The sequence below is a fragment of the Castellaniella sp. genome (assembly GCF_034674885.1).
Lineage (GTDB): Bacteria > Pseudomonadota > Gammaproteobacteria > Burkholderiales > Burkholderiaceae_B > Castellaniella.
Genome location: NZ_JAUCDS010000053.1, coordinates 1 through 2,929 on the forward strand (window position 1 = coordinate 1; position 2,929 = coordinate 2,929).

General features: G+C 65.7%; 3 protein-coding genes. 2 read left to right on the plus strand and 1 reads right to left on the minus strand.

Annotated features, from left to right (window positions below; all coding sequences use genetic code 11):
• A partial coding sequence (locus VDP74_RS15270; RefSeq protein ID WP_323000489.1) for an OPT family oligopeptide transporter occupies positions 1–1,970 on the minus strand: 1,970 nt, incomplete at its 3' end.
• A 169-nt stretch (positions 1,971–2,139) separates the two neighbouring features.
• Here VDP74_RS15270 and VDP74_RS15275 point away from each other — a divergent pair.
• Together VDP74_RS15275 and VDP74_RS15280 are read left to right on the plus strand one after the other, a co-directional pair.
• On the plus strand, positions 2,140–2,322 hold the full coding sequence (locus tag VDP74_RS15275; protein ID WP_323000490.1) for a type II toxin-antitoxin system HicA family toxin: 183 nt from the start codon (positions 2,140–2,142) through the stop codon (positions 2,320–2,322).
• A gap of 25 nt (positions 2,323–2,347) precedes the next feature.
• The gene (locus tag VDP74_RS15280) at positions 2,348–2,737 is read left to right on the plus strand and encodes a type II toxin-antitoxin system HicB family antitoxin (RefSeq protein WP_323000491.1); all 390 of its coding nucleotides are present in this window, start codon (positions 2,348–2,350) and stop codon (positions 2,735–2,737) included.
• Positions 2,738–2,929: the final 192 nt, after the last annotated feature.

Genomic DNA, 2,929 nt, shown 5'->3' on the forward strand with positions numbered 1-2,929 from the left:
AAGGCCAGCAGCCCGATGACGGTGGCGGCCGATGCGAACCCGGGCCCCGCCACGGCCAGCGGCGCATCGCCGCCACCGGATGCCATGGAACCCACGATCACGATGGCCAGCACGACGCCCACCAGGCTCTCGCCCACGATCAGGCCCGAGGCGAACAGCGTGCCCGTGCGTTCGCTTGCCTGCTCGCACCGGGCGCGGTCCGCACCGGACTGCAGCGCCTGGGCGCGGACGCGGCCCCGCACGAACCACGAGATCAAGGCGCCGACGAACAGCGCCGTGGCCACCGTGGGAGGCAGGTAAACGCCCATGGCCACCGCCAGCGGCGGCACGCGAAACCGGCTGCATCGGCCCAGGACCCGGTCGAAGACGATCAGCACCGCCCCCACCAGCACACCGATGCGGATATACGTCCAGTCGAGCGTGTGGCTGAACAGGCCCTGCGCGATGGTGATCATGAGCGAGGCCTGCGGCGCGGCCAGGGCCTGGGCGGGATCCATGCTCTCGCGCGGCAGGCTGCCGATGAAGCCGTAGGCCTCGTAGAGCAGTTCCAACACCGGCGGGATCGTCACCGCGCCGATCACGCAGCCGATGATCAGCGCCGTCTGTTGCCGCCACGGGGTCGCATGCACCAGCCAGCCCGTCTTCAGGTCCTGCAGGTTGTCGTTGGAAATCGCCGCCACGGCCACGACGACCGAGGTGCAGAACAACGCCAGCGCCGTCATGAAACGCACGGATTCGGGCCTGCCCAGCAGGTCCTGGGCCTGGCCGATACCAATGAAGATCATGGATGAGGCCAGGATGGCGATCACGGCAATGCCGGAGATCGGACTGGCCGACGAGCCCACCAGGCCCGCCATGTAGCCGCAAGCGGCCGCCACCAGGAAGCCGAAGACGAAGGCCAGCATGACGCCGGCCACCACCAGGGACCAGGCGGCCATCGTGGGCAGTCCGGAGTCCGCCACGAAGGACTGGAACGTCGCGCCCAGCAGCAGGATCATGAGCAGCGTCAGCTTCAGCAGCAGCCCGGGCGGCAGGTCGGCGTCGGTGCGGTCCTGCCCCGATTCGCCCGACCCGCGCTTCAGCACCGACAGCGAAATCCGCATGCCTTCGATCATGGGCCGGATCAGCGTCAGCAAGGTCCAGACGGCCGCCACGGCGATCATGCCGGCGCCGATCAGGCGCACTTTGGAGACCCAGATGCCGGTGGCGAAGCTTGCCAGGCTGGCGCCGTCGGGCATGGGCGCGAGCGACGTCAGCCAGGGGACGGCGATGCCCCAGGACAGCACCACGCCCAGCAGCATCGCCACGCCGCCGACGATACCGACCAGATACCCCGCGCCGACCAAGGCGAAGGACAGGCCCAGGGGCAACTGGAATACGGCGCGCCCGACGCTGAACCAATAGCCTACGCTGTCGCCGGCCAGCCGCAGGCCGCCCGTCAGCAGGCTGAAACCGCCCGCCAGCACACCGCCGGCCACGATGTCGCGCAACCCCCCGGTCTGCCGGTTTTCCGCGCCCTCGCCCGGATTCTGCCCGACCTTGAGAATCTCGGCCGCGGCCACGCCTTCCGGATACGGCAGATCGCTGTTGACGACCAGCGCACGCCGCAGCGGCACGGTGAACACCACGCCCAGGATCCCGCCGCAGGCGCAGATCATGGCGGTCTGCAGCAGGGGGAAGCCCGTCCAGTACCCCATCATCAGCAGCGCCGGCAACACGAAAATGACGGCGGACAATGTGCCCGCCGCGGACGCCTGCGTCTGGACGATATTGTTCTCCAGGATATTGGAGTCCCGGAACGCCCGCAGGACCGCCATGGAAATCACCGCCGCCGGGATCGAGGACGCGAAGGTCAGGCCCACCTTCAGGCCCAGGTAGACGTTGGATGCGGTGAACACCAGGGTGATCAAGGCGCCCAGAACCACGCCCCGCAGGGTGAGTTCCTTCAGCGATGCGTGCGACTCGGGCATGATGATGTTCGATCCTCGGGGGAAAACAGACATCTGCGCATTGTATCCACCCGCAGCGACCCGCTGTGACACAGCCCTTTCCAACCGTCACCCGATCTTTGTTGAATACCGGCTTTCTCCAGTTCCTATCGCTATTGTGTATTCTTGTGTATTGTGTATAATTACACAAATGAACAGCGCAGACCTTATCAAGCAACTGAAGGCCGACGGCTGGTATCTGGTGCATACCGTTGGGTCGCATCACCAGTTCAAGCATCCGGCCAAGCCCGGCAAGGTCACGGTGCCCCACCCCAAGAAGGACCTGCCCCTACCGACACAACGCAGCATCCTCAAACAGGCCGGTCTCCGATAAACGACCCGGCCAGGAGAAACCCCCAATGCTCTATCCGATCCACGTGCACAAGGACCGCGACAGCGCCTACGGCGCGTCCTTCCCCGACTTCCCCGGCTGCTTTGCCGGCGCCGACGAATTGCAGGACCTGCCCCGCGCCGCCCAGGAAGCCGTCGAGGCGCACTTCCATGGCGAAACCGAAGCGATCCCCGGGCCCAGCGCACCCGAAGCCTGGGAGGGTCACGAGGACTTCGAGGGCGGCTTCTGGATGATGGTGGATATCGACCTGTCCAAGGTCAATACCAAGGCCGTTCGCCTGAACATCAGCCTGCCGGAAAACCTGGTGCATCGCATCGATGCCATGGCCAAGGCCCAGCATTTATCGCGCTCCGCGTTCCTGGCAAAAGCAGCCGAGCGAGAAATGGCGGAAGCCTAAAGTGAGGGCCTGAGCTCAGCGCTCCTTCGCTGCTTGCACACATTACCGCCACGGCCAGCGCTGTCGCACCCCCTGTTTTCTCAGCTGCCTGTGTGACAGCGAACGATGCCTACTTGCTCGCCCTGGTTTTTGTAGATTTCTCAGCTGCCTGTGCGGCAGCAAGCCCGGCACGGCGACAGGACTCACGGAAGA

Excerpts from the sequence above, each read along its gene's own strand:
- VDP74_RS15275 (WP_323000490.1), top strand. The coding sequence starts at position 2,140 with ATGAACAGCGCAGACCTTATCAAGCAACTGAAGGCCGACGGCTGGTAT.
- VDP74_RS15280 (WP_323000491.1), top strand. The coding sequence starts at position 2,348 with ATGCTCTATCCGATCCACGTGCACAAGGACCGCGACAGCGCCTACGGC.